Origin of the sequence: Aeromicrobium alkaliterrae, from assembly GCF_039529015.1 — a bacterium.
Classification (GTDB): domain Bacteria; phylum Actinomycetota; class Actinomycetes; order Propionibacteriales; family Nocardioidaceae; genus Aeromicrobium; species Aeromicrobium alkaliterrae.
Window position 1 is genome coordinate 135,787 of the sequence record NZ_BAAAME010000010.1, and the last position, 14,909, is coordinate 150,695.

General features: G+C 72.2%; 15 protein-coding genes. 6 read left to right on the forward strand and 9 right to left on the reverse strand.

Going from position 1 to position 14,909, the window contains the following annotated elements; translation table 11 throughout:
* Positions 1-24: 24 nt before the first annotated feature.
* Positions 25-315 (reverse strand): hypothetical protein, encoded by a 291-nt coding sequence (locus ABD127_RS17870; protein WP_344203987.1) that lies wholly within the window; start codon positions 313-315, stop codon positions 25-27.
* A 197-nt stretch (positions 316-512) separates the two neighbouring features.
* Between ABD127_RS17870 and ABD127_RS17875 the strand changes: the two genes are divergently transcribed.
* Entirely contained in the window at positions 513-1,298 is a 786-nt protein-coding gene (locus tag ABD127_RS17875; protein ID WP_344203988.1) for a M23 family metallopeptidase, read from the forward strand.
* 221 nt (positions 1,299-1,519) lie between these two features.
* On the opposite strand, the gene pcrA is transcribed toward ABD127_RS17875, so the two are convergent.
* Complete coding sequence (gene pcrA / locus ABD127_RS17880) at positions 1,520-3,847, reverse strand: DNA helicase PcrA (protein ID WP_344203989.1); 2,328 nt, start codon at positions 3,845-3,847, stop codon at positions 1,520-1,522.
* 102 nt (positions 3,848-3,949) lie between these two features.
* On the opposite strand from pcrA, the gene ABD127_RS17885 reads away from it, so the two are divergent.
* Positions 3,950-4,324, forward strand: a complete 375-nt coding sequence (locus tag ABD127_RS17885; RefSeq protein WP_344203990.1) for a GntR family transcriptional regulator — start codon at positions 3,950-3,952, stop codon at positions 4,322-4,324.
* Positions 4,325-4,446: 122 nt separating this feature from the next.
* On the opposite strand, the gene ABD127_RS17890 is transcribed toward ABD127_RS17885, so the two are convergent.
* Complete coding sequence (locus tag ABD127_RS17890; protein WP_344203991.1) at positions 4,447-5,025, reverse strand: TetR family transcriptional regulator; 579 nt, start codon at positions 5,023-5,025, stop codon at positions 4,447-4,449.
* A gap of 89 nt (positions 5,026-5,114) precedes the next feature.
* On the opposite strand from ABD127_RS17890, the gene ABD127_RS17895 reads away from it, so the two are divergent.
* Entirely contained in the window at positions 5,115-5,513 is a 399-nt protein-coding gene (locus tag ABD127_RS17895; RefSeq protein ID WP_344203992.1) for a VOC family protein, read from the forward strand.
* Between the two features lie 98 nt (positions 5,514-5,611).
* On the opposite strand, the gene zwf is transcribed toward ABD127_RS17895, so the two are convergent.
* From zwf to ABD127_RS17915, 4 genes are all read right to left on the reverse strand, one after another.
* Positions 5,612-7,030 carry a glucose-6-phosphate dehydrogenase gene (gene zwf / locus ABD127_RS17900; protein ID WP_344203993.1) on the reverse strand — a complete coding sequence of 473 codons (1,419 nt, stop codon included), beginning with the start codon at positions 7,028-7,030 and terminating at the stop codon, positions 5,612-5,614.
* Between the two features lie 46 nt (positions 7,031-7,076).
* Positions 7,077-8,306, reverse strand: coding sequence for a DUF7373 family lipoprotein (locus tag ABD127_RS17905; RefSeq protein WP_344203994.1), 1,230 nt, complete (start codon positions 8,304-8,306; stop codon positions 7,077-7,079).
* A 128-nt stretch (positions 8,307-8,434) separates the two neighbouring features.
* Entirely contained in the window at positions 8,435-9,100 is a 666-nt protein-coding gene (locus ABD127_RS17910) for a response regulator (RefSeq protein ID WP_344203995.1), read from the reverse strand.
* Positions 9,087-10,361: an ATP-binding protein gene (locus ABD127_RS17915; protein ID WP_344203997.1), complete on the reverse strand. Its 1,275-nt coding sequence runs from the start codon at positions 10,359-10,361 to the stop codon at positions 9,087-9,089. The genes ABD127_RS17910 and ABD127_RS17915 overlap by 14 nt, the downstream gene beginning before the upstream one ends.
* 130 nt (positions 10,362-10,491) lie before the next feature.
* On the opposite strand from ABD127_RS17915, the gene ABD127_RS17920 reads away from it, so the two are divergent.
* Positions 10,492-11,871 (forward strand): PspC domain-containing protein, encoded by a 1,380-nt coding sequence (locus ABD127_RS17920; RefSeq protein ID WP_344203999.1) that lies wholly within the window; start codon positions 10,492-10,494, stop codon positions 11,869-11,871.
* Positions 11,868-12,053, forward strand: coding sequence for a hypothetical protein (locus ABD127_RS17925; protein WP_344204001.1), 186 nt, complete (start codon positions 11,868-11,870; stop codon positions 12,051-12,053). Before ABD127_RS17920 ends, ABD127_RS17925 begins: the two co-directional genes overlap by 4 nt.
* On the opposite strand, the gene ABD127_RS17930 is transcribed toward ABD127_RS17925, so the two are convergent.
* Positions 12,031-13,056 carry a glycerophosphodiester phosphodiesterase gene (locus tag ABD127_RS17930; RefSeq protein ID WP_425545840.1) on the reverse strand — a complete coding sequence of 342 codons (1,026 nt, stop codon included), beginning with the start codon at positions 13,054-13,056 and terminating at the stop codon, positions 12,031-12,033. The genes ABD127_RS17925 and ABD127_RS17930 overlap by 23 nt on opposite strands.
* A gap of 75 nt (positions 13,057-13,131) precedes the next feature.
* Between ABD127_RS17930 and ABD127_RS17935 the strand changes: the two genes are divergently transcribed.
* On the forward strand, positions 13,132-13,386 hold the full coding sequence (locus ABD127_RS17935; protein WP_344204003.1) for a hypothetical protein: 255 nt from the start codon (positions 13,132-13,134) through the stop codon (positions 13,384-13,386).
* 7 nt (positions 13,387-13,393) lie between these two features.
* On the opposite strand, the gene ABD127_RS17940 is transcribed toward ABD127_RS17935, so the two are convergent.
* Entirely contained in the window at positions 13,394-14,899 is a 1,506-nt protein-coding gene (locus tag ABD127_RS17940) for a gamma-glutamyltransferase (protein WP_344204004.1), read from the reverse strand.
* Positions 14,900-14,909 lie beyond the last annotated feature (10 nt).

Below are 14,909 nucleotides of genomic sequence, written 5' to 3' on the forward strand. Positions count from 1 at the left end.
GAACCCGGGTGGGTTACCCGTGAGTCAGGTCACCCTCACCGGGACGACGTCGATGTCGGCGGCCTCGCGCTGCGCGAGCGCGCGCTCGACCTCCGGCGCGCCCGTGGTCGGCGCGACCTCGACCGCGTCGGCGTCCTCCGCCACGGCCACCGCGGCGACCTGCTCGGCCTGCAGCCCGCTGCCGACCCAGATCACCTCGACCCCGTCGTCGCGGAGGACGCGGGCGCGGCGCACCAGGGGCAGCTCGTCGGTGTCGCCCAGGCCGGCCACGACGACACGGCGAGGAGCCGCGGCGGGCGGGGTCGGCTCGGTCACCTCGTCATCCTCTCAGGCGTGCCGGCGGGCACTGGCGCGACGACCGTCCCACAGCGTGAGACCCCGCACATCCTGGGGCCCTTGTGCCGCCTGGTGCAGGGGGTAACGTGAAGGAGATCATCCGATCGGCTGTGACGATCTCATCCTGTCGGCTATCCTCGTCGAGGTTTGTGTCGTCCATCAGTCGGAGGTTGTGCGTGAGTTCCCCCGCACCGAAGCGCCGGCTCGACGTCCGTCACCAGTCCAGCGTTCGCGCGTCGGACCCGGCGGCCTCGAGCCGCCGAGCAGCTCCTCGTCGTGCGCGCCGTTCGTTCCGGCCCTCGATGGCGATGGTCGGCGCCGTCGCCCTGGTCATGGCCGGGCTCGGCTCCGCCGTCATCAGCAGCCGCTCCGACTCGGGCACGCTGGGTGGCGACTACCAGGCACTCTCCGCCGACGTCTCCAACGGTGGTTTCGACGTGAGCCGCGACTTCGACCGCGAGCTGCTCGCCGAGCAGACCGACGCGCAGGCCGCACAGCTGCTCCAGTCGCAGCAGGACCTGCAGGCCGCGACGCAGGCCAAGGCCGACGAGCTCAAGGCCAATCAGTGGGTCCTGCCCGTCACGGGCTACCGGATCACGGGCCGCTACGGCGTCACCAACTCGCTCTGGGGCAAGGGCCACTCGGGTCTCGACTTCGCCGGCCCCAGCGGCTCGACGATCTCCTCGATCGCCTCGGGCACCGTCATCGCCGCGAGCTACTCGGGCAACTGCGGCAACATGACGCAGGTCAAGCTCGACGCCGAGGACATCGTCCTCATGTACTGCCACCAGAGCCGCCAGACGGTCACGGTCGGCCAGCACGTGACGGCCGGCGAGACGATCGGCTACACGGGTTCGACGGGCCGCTCGACCGGGCCGCACCTGCACGTGGAGGTCAAGCCGGGAGGCGGCAAGTCCGTCGACCCCGAGCCGTACTTCCACGACCACAACGTCTACCCGTAGACGGCCACCTGACGGCACGCGTCAGCACCGGACGAGCGGCATGGACCAGCAGCGGTCGACCTCCGCGCCCGGTCGCCTGACCGGCGATGATGCTTTCCGGTAGCCAGCGCAGCCCGAATGCATCACCTCGAGCCGCGCGCACCGTCGCGGTCCATGCCGAACGACTCCTGGCGCACCGCCATGGGCAGCACCGCTCCCCCCGGGCCCGCGGGAGCAGAGCCCTACAGCTTCTCGAGCTTCGCGTACCGCAGGATCAGCCGCTTGACCCCGGCCGAGCCGAAGTCGACCGAGGCCTGCATGTTCTGACCGCTGCCGTCGAGCGCGACGACAGTGCCGAGGCCGAAGGTGTCGTGGGTGACCCGGTCGCCCGGCTCGAGCGACGGCACGCCGGTCATGTCGGCCGAGCGGGAGACCGAGCGCGACGTGAAGGTCTCGCTGCGGCGGGTCGTGGCCGACGGCGTGGACGGCGTCCAGGACGTGGGCTCCGGTGCCTCGCGCCGCCAGTCGACGAGCTCGGCCGGGACCTCGTCGAGGAACCGGGAGGCCGGGTTGTAGGCGGGTGCGCCCCAGGCCGAGCGGCTCGTGGCGCGGGTCAGGTAGAGGCGCTCGCGCGCGCGGGTGACGCCGACGTAGGCGAGGCGCCGCTCCTCCGCGAGCTCGTCGGCGTCGCCGATCGACCGCATGTGCGGGAAGATCCCGTCCTCCATGCCGGTCAGGAACACGACGGGGAACTCCAGGCCCTTGGCCGTGTGGAGGGTCATGAGGGTCACGACGCCGTCGCCCTCCTCCGGCAGCGAGTCGGCGTCGGCGACCAGCGCCACCCGCTCGAGGAAGGCGTCGAGCGAGCCGGGCTCGAAGGGCAGGACGTCGTCGGGGTCGACGTCGGGGGCGTCGTCGTCGATCGTGGCGGCGCCGGTGACGAACTCGCGCGCGACGGCCACGAGCTCGGCGAGGTTCTCGACCCGGGTCTCGTCCTGGGGATCGTCGCTGGCCTCGAGCCCGGAGAGGTAGCCCGAACGGGTCAGGGCGGCCTCGAGGACCTGGTCGGCGGGCGCGCCCCCGGACGCCATCTCGCGCAGCTCGTCCATGACCGTCGCGAACTCGCGGACCGCGTTGGCCGAGCGCGTGGCGAGCTCGTTGACCTCGTCGACGCGGCGCATCGCGTCGGCGATGCTGGTGCGCTCGCGGGCCGCGAAGCTCTCGAGGGCGGCCTCGGCCCGGTCGCCGATGCCGCGCTTGGGCTCGTTGATGATGCGCCGCAGCGAGACCGTGTCGCGCTCGTTGGAGATGGCCCGCAGGTACGCCAGCGCGTCGCGGACCTCCTTGCGCTCGTAGAAGCGCACGCCGCCGATGACCTTGTAGGGCATGCCGACGCGGATGAAGACCTCCTCGAACACCCGGCTCTGCGCGTTGGTGCGGTAGAACACCGCGACGCCGGCCGGGGTGACGACGCCGTCGTCGGTGAGGGTGTCGATCTCGTCGGCGATGAACTGCGCCTCGTCGCGCTCGTCGTCGCCGACGTAGCCCACGATCTGCTCGCCCTCGCCCGCCGCGGACCAGAGGTTCTTGGCCGGACGGTTCTCGTTGCGGCTGATGACGGCGTTGGCGGCCGACAGGATCGTCTGCGTGGAGCGGTAGTTCTGCTCGAGCACGATCGTCTCGGCGTTCGGGAAGTCCTTCTCGAACTCCAGGATGTTGCGGATCGTGGCCCCACGAAAGGCGTAGATCGACTGGTCGGAGTCGCCCACGACCATCAGGTCGGTGTGCTCGTCGCTGAGCTCGCGGATCAGCTGGTACTGCGCGTGGTTGGTGTCCTGGTACTCGTCGACCAGGACGTGCCGGAAGCGCCGGCGGTAGCTCTCGGCGATGGCCGGGAACGCCTGGAACAGGTGCACCGTGTGCATGATCAGGTCGTCGAAGTCCATCGCGTTGGCGGCCGCGAGGCGACGCTGGTACTCGCCGTAGATCTCGGCGAACGTCTCCTCGGTGGGCGTGGACGCCTGGCTGCGGGCGGTCTCGTGGTCGACGAGCTCGTTCTTGTGGTTCGAGATCCAGTTGAGGACCGTGCGCGGCGGGACCCGCTTGGGGTCGAGCTGCATGTCGCGGCACACCAGCGTGACGAGCCGCTTGGCGTCGGTCGCGTCGTAGACCGTGAAGGACGACGTGAAGCCCAGCGTGGTGGCCTCACGGCGCAGGATGCGCACGCACGCGGAGTGGAACGTGGAGACCCACATCGCGCGGGCCGCTCCCCCGACGTCGTCGGCGACGCGCTCGCGCATCTCGGCGGCGGCCTTGTTGGTGAACGTGATCGCCAGGATGGAGCCGGGCGGGGCACCGCGGGCGGCCATGAGCCAGGCGATGCGGCGGGTCAGGACCCGCGTCTTGCCCGAGCCGGCGCCGGCGACGACGAGGAGCTGACCCGGCTCGTGTCCGACGGCAGCGCGCTGCGGGTCGTTGAGCCCCTCCAGCAGGGTCTCCGACCGGGGCCGCCGACGGTCACGAGAGGTCGGGGCGGAACGGGCTTCGGGCACGGGGAACGGCAGCGTCATCGTCGTCCCAGCCTAGTCGGCCGGACCGACGCTCCCGCGCCGCCGTGCGTGCCGGGTCTCGCTACAGTGCGGGACACCCCTCGACCCGACCGGAGGCCCGCCGTGGATCCCGTGACCCCGCTCGTGGTCGACCCCTCCAGCGCGGAGCCGCCGTACGAGCAGGTGCGGCGCCAGGTCGCCGCGGGAGCGGCCGGCGGCAGCCTGCCGCCCGGCCACAAGCTGCCGCCGGTGCGCCAGCTGGCCGCCGACCTGGGGCTGGCCGCGAACACGGTCGCGCGGGCCTACCGCGAGCTGGAGGCCGACGGCGTGATCGAGACGCACGGACGCCGTGGCACCTTCATCGCCTCGCCGCACCTGTCCGACCCCGCCGCGGTCGAGGCTGCCGCGGCCTACGTCGAGGTCGCCCGCCGATCCGGCCTCTCCCGCGAGGAAGCCATCCGCCTCGTCGACGACTCCTGGACGACCCCTCGCGAGTGAATTCCCGCCCCGCGAGGAGTGAGTTCCCGCCCTGCCGCGAGTGAGTTCCCGCCCCGCGACGAGTGAGTTCCCGCCCCGCGACGAGTGGATTCCCGCCCCGCGGCGAGTGGATTCCCGCCCTGTCAGCGGAGCTGCGCGTCGATCAGCCGGTCTAGGACGTCGTGGGCCTGCTCACGCGGACCGTCAACGGACGGCTGCTCTGCGATCCAGAGCGCCGCTTCGTTCATCGCGCCGGAGAGCAGCGCAGCGGTCGCCTCCAACCGGTCGATCTCGACGCCGGCATCTGCCAGCGCCTCGCGCAGGTGAACTCCGGAGCTCTTGGCGTCGAGCTGTCGCCACTGGGTCCACCCCATGACCGCGGGGGCATCGACGAGCAGCAAACGCCGAGCCGGCGCGGCAGTGATCGCGTCGAGGAAGGCGTGACAACCAGCCCGCAGCTGCACCGCGGGGTCGCCACCTGCCCGCTCGGCGCTCGCGACGACTGCCGAGGCCACCTCGGCCTGCAGGCGTGCGGCAACAGCCCCGAACAGGCCTGCCTTGTTGCTGAAGTGGTGGTAAATCGCGCCTCGCGTCACTCCGGCCGACTGAGCGACGTCGTCGAGGGACACGGCCGGAAATCCACGCTCGGCGAACGCGTCGGTGGCGGCATCCAGCACCTGGGCCGCAGTGAGCGCTGCGGCGGCCGCAGTGGCACGGGGCATCGTCGGTCCTCTCGTCGGACTGGTTTTACATACTCAGTGTATGTATCGTGGATCTCGATACATACACATCGTACGTAAAGGGGATTCTCATGACCACCACCGCCTTCTACCCCGTGTTGATGTCGGCCGACGTCGGCGCCGCAGCAGACTTCTACCGCGAGGCCTTGGGCTTCACGACGACCTACGACTCGGACTGGTACGTCAGCCTGCGGCTCGGTGCCTTCGAGCTGGGCCTCGTCGCGCACGACCATCCGACCGTGCCGGAGGGCTACCGAGCGCTGCCCCAGGGTGTCATCGTGAATCTCGAGGTCGGCGACGTCGACGCCGTGCACGCTCGCCTCGTTGAGCTGGGGATCGACCCGATCCTGCCGCTGCGCGACGAGGACTTCGGTCAGCGGCACGTCATCGTGGCCGCCCCGGACGGCGTCCTGCTGGACGTCATCACGCCGACCGAGCCGACCTCGGAGTTCGCGCCGGCTTACGCCTGACACCACAAGGGCGGAAACTCACTCGCCGCGGGGCGGGAATCCACTCCTGACAGGGCGGGAATCCACTCGCGACGGGGCGGGAATCCACTCGCGAGGGGTCAGCCGCGCCAGCGGCGCTCGAAGGGGAGGCGCCAGCGGCGGGGGGCGACCAGCTCGAGGGCGGCCTCCGGGCCCCAGGAGCCCTGCGGGTACGACTGCACCGGCGGCGGGTCGTCGAGCAGCGGCTGGCTGACCTCCCAGAGCCGCTCGATGCCCTCGGCCGTCGTGAACAGCGTGCGCTCGCCCAGCATCGCGTCGTGGATGAGCCGCTCGTAGGCCTCGAGCACGTCGCCCGAGCGCCCGGTCTCCTGCATCGCGAACTGCATCGAGAGCTTGTCGAGGGTCATGCCCGGGCCCGGACGCTTGCCGTAGAACGACAGCGACATCCGCGAGGCGTCGGCCAGGTCGAACGTCAGGTGGTCGGGCCCCGAGCGCCCCACGCCGGAGCCCTCCGGGAACATCGACTTCGGCGGCTCGTTGAACGCGATCGAGATGATGCGCGCCCCTTCGGCCATGCGCTTGCCGGTGCGCAGGTAGAACGGCACGCCGGCCCAGCGCCAGTTGTCGATCTCGGCCTTGAGCGCGACGAAGGTCTCGGTCTGGGAGTCCGGATCGACGCCCTCCTCCTCGCGGTACCCCTCGTACTGGCCGCGCACGACCTCCTCGGCCACGAGGGGCTTCATCGAGCGGAATACCTTGTTCTTCTCCTCGCTGATCGAGTCGGAGTCGAGCGAGGTGGGCGGCTCCATCGCCATGAACGCCAGCACCTGGAACAGGTGCGTCACGACCATGTCCTTGAACGCGCCCGTGCCCTCGTAGAACCCGGCCCTGCCCTCGACCGAGAGCGTCTCGGGGATGTCGATCTCGACGTGGTCGATGAAGTTGCGGTTCCAGATCGGCTCGAACAGGCCGTTGGCGAACCGGAAGGCCAGGATGTTGAGCGCCGACTCCTTGCCGAGGAAGTGGTCGATGCGGAAGATCTGCTCCTCGTCGAAGACCTCGTGGATCGCGGCGTTGAGGCTGCGGGCGCTGGTGACGTCGGTGCCGAACGGCTTCTCCATCACGATGCGCGACCGCTCGACCAGGTGGGCCTCGTCGATCAGGTGCACGACGTCGAGCGCCGCCTTGGGCGGGACGCTGAGGTAGTGCAGGCGGCGGGCGTCCTCGCCGAGCTGCGCCTCGAGCCCGGCCGCCTTCTGCTCGAGCGCCTCCGCGCCCTGACCGAGCGAGATGAACGACAGCTTCTGCGCGAAGCTCTCCCAGACGTCGGTGCGGACGGGGCGCGTGCTGAACTCCTTGCACGCCTGCAGCGCGAACTCGCGGAACTCCTCGTCGCTGTAGTCGTGGGTCGAGACACCGAGGATGCGGGCGTCGCCGACGAGGTGAGACTCCACCAGGTGCATGAGCCCCGGCAGCAGCTTGCGTCGGGCCAGGTCACCGGTGGCACCGAACAGGACGATCAGGTGCGGCTGCTTCATGCCTCCAGGCTAGTCCGGTGGCATGACGCGCGCGTGAACGACGAGGTCAGCCCGAGGAGCGCTTCTGGTCGCGCTGCGCCTCGTAGACCAGGACCGCCTGCGCGCTGAGTCGCTGCTGGGCCTCCTCGAGGGAGACGCCGCTGCTCTCGAGCAGGTAGGCGCCGTACGGGTAGAAGCACAGGAACGCGGGCCAGAACGTGAGGTCGGGGTTCTCCTCGTCCTCGTTCGCCAGGCACGACGCCTCGTCGAGGCCCTGGGGCGACTCGGCCTCGACCATGCCGAGCCCCGTGGCCTGCTCGAGGAACGCCTCGACGAGGCTCTTCGCCCCTTCGGCGTTCTCGGCGACGTAGATCGAGGTGAGGTTGGAGGCCACGCGGGAGACACCGGCCTTGGTGAACGCCCGCGAGACGCCGTCGACGTTGATCTGACGGGTCTCGGCGGCGTGGCTGCCGGCGGTGTAGGCGGTCTCGCTCAGGGAGCCGCGCGCGTCGGGCGCCAGCGTGAGGCCCCAGATGCCCGTGGGGTCGAGGTCGCGCAGGCGCGGTGCCTCCGAGATCGTGACGCGCTCGGCGTCCTCGAGCGCGACCTCCTGGTCGGCCAGGAACTCGTCGGCGTGCTCGCGCACGTCGTCCATCGTGCCGTTGATGTCGTAGACCCATGCGTAGGTCAGGAACGAGCCGTAGGCCCGCAGGACGTAGATCTGGTTCGCGACGTCCGGCGTGTTCGTGACGAGCGTGACGGCCGCCTCGTCCGCGGGGTACGGCTCCACCACGAGGTCGACGCCGAACTCGACGTCGGGCGCGGCCATGCTGGCGGCGGCGGTCTGCACCGCGTTCTGCGCGGCGGCCTCGTCGGGGAACTGCACGATCGAGGTCGTGATCCAGGCGTCGGCGTCCTGGTCGGTCCGTCGCGTCAGGTACCCGGTCTCGGCGCCGGCCATGGCCGGGGCGGCGTCGCCGAGCATGTACTCGTAGTCGTTCGGGTCGACCAGGGTGCCGCTCTCGATGCCGTACTTGGTCAGGTCGGAGCGGAGGTCCTGCGGCAGCACGAGGTTGGCCGCCAGCGTGTAGGCCGCGACCAGGCGCGAGCTGGTGCCGGTCAGGGCCGTGGAGAGGTCGGTGCCGGTGGGCTCGATGCGTCCGAGATCGAGGGCCTCGGGGTCGAAGGCCGCCGTGGGCGACGGCTCGGGATCGGGCTCGTCGCCCCCGCCGCAGGCCGTCAGGCCCGAGAGCACGACGACGAGCGACGCTGCCGTCGCGACTGCGCGCCTGAGCATCGTGGAGCCCCCGTTCCTGTCCCGCGGTGGGCGGGACCGTCGCGGCCGCCCGCGAGGGCGACCGGGGCGATTCTATCGAGACGCGGCGACACCCGCTGACGTCGCGTACCGAACCTCGGGACGCGGTGTCAGATCAGGCGGCGGTCGCTCGCCCAGCGCGTCAGCTCGTGCCGGCTCGAGAGCTGGAGCTTGCGCAGCACGCTGGACACGTGGGTCTCGACCGTCTTCGGCGAGATGAACAGCTCCTTCGCCACCTCCTTGTACGCGTACCCGCGGGCGATGAGGCGCATGACCTCGCGCTCGCGCTCGGTCAGGCGGTCGAGGTCGGAGTCGACCTGGGCCACCTCGACGTGGCCCGCGAACGCGTCCAGCACGAACCCGGCGAGACGGGGGCTGAACACCGCGTCACCCGCGGCGACCCGGCCGATCGCGTCGACCAGCTCCTCCCCCGAGATCGTCTTGGTGACGTAGCCGCGGGCCCCGGCACGGATCACGCCGATGACGTCCTCGGCCGCGTCACTGACCGAGAGCGCCAGGCACCGCACCTCCGGCGCCTGGGTGGAGAGCCGCCGCAGCACCTCCGGGCCACCGCCCCCCGGGAGGTGCACGTCGAGCAGCACGACGTCGGGTCGGGTCGCGACGATCACGTCGACCGCGGCGTCGACGTCGCCGGCCTCGCCCACGACGTCGACCGCGGTCACGATCTCGGCCCGCACCCCGGTGCGGAACATCGCGTGGTCGTCGACGAGGACGACCCGCAGGGGGCCGCCGGGCGCGGCTTCAGACACGGTCATGGTCACTCCTGGGGTCGCTGGCCTCGGGGGCCGTGGTCTGGTGCTCGGAGCGGGGCAGCACGAGCTGCACCTCGGTGCCGGAGCCGGGTGAGGACCTCACCTCGGCCCGTCCGCCGTGGCGCCGCATGCGGTCGACGATCGAGCCGCTGAGCCCCATCCGGTCGGGGTCGACCGTGGCGGGGTCGAAGCCGGTCCCTCGGTCGCGGACGAAGACCTCCACGACCCGCGGCGTCGCCTCGGCGAAGACGTCGACGCGGTCGACACCGGCGTGCTTCGCCGCGTTGACCATCGCCTCGCGCGCCGCCCGCACGACAGCGGCCACGTCGGCGTCGACCGGGGTGTCGCCGACGACGACGAGCTCGACCGCCACCCGGTGGTGGTCCTCGACCTCGTCGGCCGCGGCGCGGATCGCGGCGGCCAGCGTCGAGTCGGCGAGCTCGTCGGCGCCGTAGAGCCACGCCCGCAGCTCGCGCTCCTGGCGGCGCGCGACCGTGGAGACCGTGGCGGGGTCGTCGGCGTACTTCTGCAGCAGCGAGAGGGTCTGCAGGACCGAGTCGTGCAGGTGGGCCGCGACGTCGGCGCGCTCCTGCGACCGCACCCGCTCGCGGCGCTCGGCCCCGAGGTCGGCCACCAGCGAGGCGACCCAGGGTCCGGCGACGAGCGCGAGCCCGACGACGGCCACAGCGATCGCGACCCCGGCGTCGGCCGCCGCGGCCCACCCGCCCTCGACCGTGACGGCGTAGGCCGCGGCCGCCGCGACGAGCCCGATGCCCACCACGACGCGACCGATCGACCACCAGCGCAGGCGCGAGACCCGGCCGACGTCGTCGAGGCCCCGCCACATCACGGCCAGGCCCGCACCGCCGACCGTCAGCGGCACGAGCCAGCCCCAGGCGATGCCCTGGCCCGAGATCTGCAGGGCGAGGGCGACGCCGGCGCCGAGCGCCAGGATCGCGACCGCCCGGGTGTGGTCGACCCAGCTCGTGGTCCGACCCGGGCGCATCCCCCGTCGCGCAGCGGCCTCGAGACCCGGGCTGGCCTCGTCGTCGGCGAGCGGCAGGAAGCGCCAGAGCAGCAGGTAGGCCACGATGCCCATGCCGTTGAACACGGCCGTGACCGTGAAGGCCAGCCGGACCCACAGCGTGTCGACCCCGAGGTGCTCCGCCACGCCGGCACTCACCCCGGAGACCAGCCGACGACCGGCAGGTCGGTACGCGCGGCGCACGGGCGGTGCGGGTCGCGGGGAGGGCGGAGTCGTCACCCCCTGATCGTCACACGTCGCCGGACGCGGCACCATGAGGGAACCACCGGGCCGGACCCCGGGTCATCTCAGGGTCGGACCAGGGTCGCACCCGATGGTCCGGGGACGATCGCACGACCACGATGGAGACATGAACCAGACCACCACCCCACCACCGCCGCCGGGTGCCCCGCACGCCGGTGACACCGGCCCGGACCGCGAGCGGTTCCGGTCGGTCGTCTCGACGCGGCGCTCCACCGACGGCCGCCTGGTCGCGGGCGTCGCGGCCGGCCTCGGCCGCCAGCTCGGCATCGACCCGATCATCGTGCGCATCGTGTTCGTCGCACTGAGCTTCGCCGGGCTCGCGGGCGTCATCCTCTACGCGGCCGCCTGGCTGGCCCTGCCGCCGGACGACGGTCGACCCAGCGTCATGGCCGACTGGTTCCGGCTCGAGCAGAACGAGCCGCAGGCACGCACCGTCGTGCTCGCCGTCGGTGCCGCGCTCGCGCTGGCCTCGATCGTCGGCGACACCGGCTGGTGGTGGGGCGTCTCGACCCCGTTGTTCACGCTGTGGATCGCGGTCCCGATCCTGTTCGTCTACTGGCTGGTCGTGGTGCTGCCGCGTCAGCGCCGCGAGGGCCGTCCCCCGGCCGCTGCGTGGCCGACCCCGCCGCCGCCCGCGGGCCCGCCGCCCCCCACGACGTTCTCCTCGACGTCCTCCTCGGCCGCGCCGCCGCCGAGCGCGCCGGACGTCCGTGAGCCCGCCGTCGACGACGCGGATACCGCGGCCGGACGCGACGACGAGGTCGCCGACGACGAGCCGACGTCCGAGCTCGACGGCGAGCCGCTCACGGCCCACGACGACCACGACGGCGCCGACGAGCCACCGCCCCCGCCGGCGCCCGCCGGCCCCGGCGGCTGGCAGCCCGCCCCCGTCAAGACCCGCACCCCGCCGACGCTCTTTCTCGCGACGATGTCGGTCGTGCTGATCGCGCTCGGCGCGCTCGCCACGGTCCACGCCGGCACGGACGTCGACCTGCCGCCACAGGTCTATCCGGCCGTCGCGCTGGGGATCGTCGGGGCCGGCCTCCTGGTCGGCGCCCGCTGGGGCCGCAGCATCGCCCTCGTGCCGATCGGCCTGGTCCTGTCCGTCGTGCTGCTCGCCGTCGGAGCGGTTCCGGACGGGCCCCTCGGCGACGTCCGGCGCACCCCCACCACCGCGAGCACCGTCGCCTCGGAGTACGAGCTGGGAGCCGGGCAGCTGCGGCTCGACCTCACCGAGGTCAGCAACCCCGAGGACCTGCTCGGTCGCACGATCGTGATCGACGGCGGCCTCGGTCAGGTCCACGTGATCCTGCCGGCCGACCTCGCCGTCACGGTCGAGGCCCGGATCTCCGGCGGCCAGATCCGCATCCTGGGCGAGGAGACGTCCGGCCAGGACGCCAGCCTCGACGTCGTCAGCGACGAACGTCCCGCGCTGACGATCGAGATCGACCACACCTTCGGACAGATCGACGTGGAGCGAGCATGAACCAGCACCCCTTCAACCCGTGGAGCTTCCTCGCCGGAGCCCTGTTCCTCCTCCTGGCGGTGGCCGGGGCGGTCGTCTCGGCCGACCTCGTCGCCCCGAGGACGATGCTCGCCGCCTCGCCCGTCGCTCTGATCGTGCTGGGGATCGGCGGCCTCGCGCTCACCTTCCGCCGAACCTCCTGAGGGCCTCGCGGGCCGTGCGGGTGTCGTCGGCGAAGAAGCCGTCGACACCCGCCTCCAGGAAGACCCGGTACTCCCCCAGCGCGTCGCCGCGGGCGGCCTTGTCGTCGCTGAGCTTGAAGTCGACGGGCAGGAAGTTGTTCTCGTCGCGCATCGTCCAGATGTGCACCTGCAGGCCCACCGCGTGGGCCGCGGCCACGAGCCCGGTCTCGCCGACCAGGCGGTGCCCGGCGTCACGCGCGACCACCAGGCTCTTGTTCGGCCCGATCCCGTCGGCATAGGTCGCGATCTCGGCCAGGGCCTCCGGGGTCGTGAGGTCGGCGTAGGTGCGCGGGTCCTTCGCCTCGATGAAGTCCCACGGCGCGCCCTGCCGGTCGATCAGCTGGATCAGCGGCAAAGGGGTCCGCGGTCGCAGCCGCCGGAGGTTCCCGGTCTCGAAGGACTGGATGATCACGGGGACGTCGGCGCCGGGCCGGTTGAGGTCGCGCCGGTCGAGGGCCTCGATCAGCCGGTCGTCCAGGTCGAGGCCGAGGCCCGCGAAGTAGCCCGGGTGCTTGGTCTCGACGTACACCCCGACCCGACGGTCGGCCGCCGCGGCGATGTCGAGGACCTCCTCGAACGTCAGCACCGGCTCCGTGCCGGCCAGGTCGATGTTCTGCGGTCGCAGCTGCGGCAGGCGCTCCTGGCCCCGCAGCGTGCGGAGCTCGGCCAGGGTGAAGTCCTCGGTGAACCAACCGGTGCGCGGGATGCCGTCGACGAACCTGGTCGTCTTGCGGGCAGCGAATTCAGGGCGGTCGGCCACGTCGGTCGTCTCGGCGATCTCGTTCTCGTGCCGCACGACCAGGTGCCCGTCGGAGGTGCAGACCACGTCGGGCTCGATGAAGTCCGCGCCCCACGCGATCGCCAGCTCGTACGAGGCCCGCGAGTGCTCCAGGCGGTAGGTCGGCACCCCTCGGTGCGCGATGACCAGCGGCTCGCTGACGAGTGGCCGTTCCACGCCCTTCATCCTGCCATCGGGCTCGGCCGCGCCGGGGGATCTCTCCCCATCGCGGAGTCGCCGCGCCGTTCCTATCGTCGGGGCATGAACAGATCTCGGACCCGCGTCCTGTCCCTCCTCGGTGCCGCCGCCCTGGCCTCGAGCCTGACCGTCGGTTTCTCCTCGTCGGCCTCGGCGAACCCGCCGCAGCCGCGGCTGCACAGCTTCGCCACGAAGGCCGAGTGCCTCAAGGCGCAGAACTCACCGGCGTACAACAACTCCTACGTGCGGGTCTACCAGACCTGCCGGTACAACTCGATCACGCCGAACTGGCACTTCCACAGCATCGCCCGCGCCTGAGCCGGGCCTAGCGGTCGTGGTGCACGAGGCGCACCGCACCGTCACGGCGCGGGTCGGCGGCGGCCACGAGGTGGCCGTCGGGTCGACGCAGGGTCGCGGCGACGCCGCCGAAGTACATCGAGGGCTCGGTCTCGACCTTGACCTCCTCGGTGGGTCGCCCGGCCCGGTGCACGTGCACCCTCGGGTGGTTGACCGCGGCCTGGAGGCCCAGCCCGCCGTTCACGAAGCCGGCCAGCGCCTGGACGATCGCGGTCGTGATGCGGTCGGCGCCCGGTGAGCCGATCGCGAGCGTCGTGCCGTCGGTGTGACGGCCCACGGTGGGCGCCATGTTGGAGAGCAGGCGGGTTCCGGGTGCCAGCCCGTGCAGACCGCGCGGGTTGAGCTCCTGCTCGCCGAGGCAGTTGTTGAGGTAGATGCCGGTCCCGGCGGCGATCATGCCGGAGCTGTAGCCCGAGGAGACCGTGACGGCGCACGCCGTGCCGTCGGATCCGGTGGCCGAGACGTGGGCCGTGGAGCCCGACTCGAGGGCCGCGATGCCGCGCGCGTCGACCTCGGCGAGCAGCAGCGCCGCCTCGGCCGCCAGGTCGTCGGTGACCTCGAGACGGTCGAGCCGCGCGGACAGCACCGCCCGCTGGACGCGGACCAGGTGGGCGACGTCGGCCTCGCTCCACCGCAGCTCCGCCAGCGGGGCGCGCGGGTGGCCGTCGAGCAGGCGCAGCATCGCCGCGACGCACACACCCCCGACGGCCGGCGGCGGGTTCGTGCCGAACGTCCAGTCGCCGAGGCGCGCGACCAGCGCGGGGCGCACCACCGGGCGGTAGGCCGCCAGGTCGTCAGGGCCGAGGATGCCTCCGCGGTCGAGCACGTCGGCGCTGATCGCCCGGGCGAGGTCGCCCTCGTGCATCGCGCGGGGGCCCTCCATGGCCACGACCTCAAGCGAGGCGGCCAGGTCGGGCACCACGATCGGCGCGGTCGTGATCTCGCCGTCCGGGTCGTGCACGACGGCGTGGCTCGCGGGGTCCCAGCCGAAGATCGAGGCGTGGACGTACTCCAGGTAGTAGCGGGAGGCGGCGCTGAGCCGAAAGCCCGACCGCGCGACGTCGATCGCGGGCTGCACGAGCTCGGCCCACGGGAGCCGGCCCCAGCGCCCCTGGGCCTCCCCCAGCGCGGCGATCGAGCCGTGCGTCGCGACCGATCCTGGACCGACCGTCACCGTGACACCGCCCCCGTAGGCCGTGTCGACGTCCCAGGTGCCCGTGCGCAACGCCTCGGCCGGGGCGGCACGGCCCGGCATGTCCATCCAGCCGTCGACGGTCTGCGGCGCGGACCCGTCGCCCGGCTGCACCGTCACGAAGCCGCCCGAGCTGGGCGAGACGATGCCGACCTCGTTGACCATCGTCACGAGGGCGGCCGCGACCGCCGCGTCGACCGCGTTGCCGCCGGCGCGCGCGATCTGCTCACCGGCGTCGGCTGCGGCCTCGCTGGGCGCGGCGACGGCGACGTCGGTCGTCACGACGGGGTGC